The organism is Streptomyces sp. W16 (assembly GCF_033194735.1).
GTDB lineage: Bacteria > Actinomycetota > Actinomycetes > Streptomycetales > Streptomycetaceae > Streptomyces.
Genome location: NZ_JAWOAI010000926.1, coordinates 1 through 2,204, shown reverse-complemented (window position 1 = coordinate 2,204; position 2,204 = coordinate 1). Strand labels below are relative to the sequence as shown.

Genomic DNA, 2,204 nt, shown 5'->3' with positions numbered 1-2,204 from the left:
CACCGCACCGGCCAGGCTCGCGAGCCCCGACTCCAGCGCCGCGATCCGCCGCACCTGCCAGGGCGCCGCCCCCGCCAGCCGCAACGCGGCCAGCCGCCGGTCCCGGTGCACCGCCCCGATCCGCGCACACTGCCCGAGAAACCCGAGCACCGGAATCAACAGCAGCCCCAGCGCGAGACTCACGTTCTGCCGGTCACTGGACGAACTGAACAGCCCGGACCCGAAGGACACGGCGTAGAACCCGTCCAACGACAGCAGCGCTACGACGGCCAGTCCGATCCCCGTCGTCAGCGCGGCCCCGACCGCCGTGAGCCCGACCCGCCACCACTCCCGCCGGTCCGAACCCCGGGTCAGCAGCCAGGCCAGCCGCAGATCCGCGAGCAGCGTGCTCATACCGCCACCCCCGCCGTCGCCACGGTCCCGTCCGTCAGCCGGATCTCGCGGTCCGCGTACGCCGCGACCTGCGCGTCATGGGTGATCAGCAGGACCGCCGTACCGGACTCGCGGGCCGTGGTGACCAGGGCCGTCATCACCTGCTCGCTCGCCAGGGAGTCCAGCGCGCCCGTCGGCTCGTCCGCGAAGACGACCCTCGGGGAGGTGACCAACGCCCGGGCGAGCGCGACCCGTTGGGACTGGCCGCCGCTCATCTCGCCCGGCCGCAGCTCGCCCTGCCCGCGCACCCCGAACCGCTCCAGCCACTCACCGGCCCGTTCCTGCGCTTCGGCGCGGGTGGCCCCGGCCAGCAGCAGGGGCAGTGCCACGTTGTCGACGGCCGTCAGTTCGGGTATCAGCTGCCCGAACTGGAAGACCACCCCGAACTCGGTGCGCCGCAGCTCACTGAGCCGCTTCTCCGGCAGCGTGTCCAGCCGCTCCCCGGCATACGTCACCGTCCCCTCGTCGGGCCGGACGATCCCGGCCAGGCAGTGCAGCAGGGTGCTCTTGCCGCTGCCGCTGGTCCCCGTGACGGCGAGGATCTCGCCGGCGGCCAGGTCGACCGAGGCGCCGTCCAGCGCCCGGGTCCTGCCGTGCGCCTTGGCGAGATCCCGGGCCGCGAGCAGCGGCGCCGCCGTACCCCCGTTGTCGCTCATGCTGTGTCGACCTCCGCAGTCAGAGTGGTCAGCCGGGCCGCCGTCGTCGCCATCCAACGGAGGTCCGCGTCAAGGTGGTTGAGGGCGTAGTCCGCCGAGAGCACGGTCGCCAGGTCGGCGCCCTTGGCGGTCTTGAGCGCCGTGAGTTCGCGCATCCGCTCCATGTGGGCGGCGCGTTGGGCCCGGAGATACGCCTTCGGGTCGCCGCCGGACAGGATCGAGACGACGACCTTGGCGAAGATCTCGTTCGTCACGAAGGGCGCGGGCGGCGCGATCTCCCCCGCCCAGTGCGCGAGTTCACGCGAACCGTCCGCCGTCGAGCGGTACGCCGTCCGCTCCGGGCCGCCGTCCGAACCGGTGCCGTCGACCTCCGCGAGACCGTCCCGGACCAGGCGTTGCAGGGTCGTGTAGACCTGCCCGTAGGCCAGTGGGCGGGCCTGTGGGAAGCGTTCGTCGTGGCGTCGCTTGAGGTCGTAGCCGTGGCTCGGTCCTCCCGCGAGCAGGCCCAGCAGGATGTGGCGGGTGCTCATGGCGATCAGTATGCACTGGATACATGTACTGAGTGAATAGTGATCAGCGGGAAAGTTGGGGGGTGTGCGGTACGGGAGTGGCCACGGTGCCGCCCGTACCCCAACCTGGAGGTCTGCCGTCGCGCCCACTGGGTAGGGCTGCGGTAACCAGCCCGTCGCCCGATCCGACAAGGAGGCCACCGTGGCCGCATCGGCATCACTTCCGCTCCCGGCCCGCTCCAAACGCACCGCGGAGCCGTCCGCCCACCTCGAACCCGACCTGTTCCACGTCGACTCCGAGGGCGCCTGGGCCGAGACCCCGCTCACCAGCGAACCCCCGCTGACCGACGCCGAGCCCCTCACCAGTGAGCCCCCACTCGCCGACACGGCCCCGCTCACCAGCGAGTCCGCCGTGTTCGCCGATCCGGACTCGACGAGGCCCTAGATGACAGCACCACGGCCGGTCGACGCTCTCGGCGAGGAGCTGTCGCGGCTCGCCGAACTGCACGGCGTCGCCACCGCCTACAGCCCCTCCCCGGACCACGCGGTCCCGGCCGCGCCCGACGCGGTCGTCGCCGTACTGGCCGCCCTCGGCGTCGACGCGAGC

3 protein-coding genes and 1 pseudogene are annotated in these 2,204 nt (G+C 72.4%); 1 reads left to right on the top strand and 3 read right to left on the bottom strand.

What is annotated here, in order from left to right; genetic code table 11:
- From R6V09_RS51505 to R6V09_RS51495, 3 genes and pseudogenes are all read right to left on the bottom strand, one after another.
- Nucleotides 1-393 (bottom strand): annotated as a pseudogene (locus tag R6V09_RS51505) (ABC transporter permease); the annotation flags it as partial.
- Entirely contained in the window at nt 390-1,088 is a 699-nt protein-coding gene (locus tag R6V09_RS51500; RefSeq protein WP_317888305.1) for an ABC transporter ATP-binding protein, read from the bottom strand. The pseudogene R6V09_RS51505 and the gene R6V09_RS51500, both read right to left, overlap by 4 nt.
- Nucleotides 1,085-1,618 (bottom strand): PadR family transcriptional regulator, encoded by a 534-nt coding sequence (locus tag R6V09_RS51495; protein WP_317888304.1) that lies wholly within the window; start codon nt 1,616-1,618, stop codon nt 1,085-1,087. Before R6V09_RS51495 ends, R6V09_RS51500 begins: the two co-directional genes overlap by 4 nt.
- Before the next feature lie 181 nt (nt 1,619-1,799).
- Between R6V09_RS51495 and R6V09_RS51490 the strand changes: the two genes are divergently transcribed.
- Nucleotides 1,800-2,042, top strand: a complete 243-nt coding sequence (locus tag R6V09_RS51490; protein ID WP_317888303.1) for a hypothetical protein — start codon at nt 1,800-1,802, stop codon at nt 2,040-2,042.
- Nucleotides 2,043-2,204: the final 162 nt, after the last annotated feature.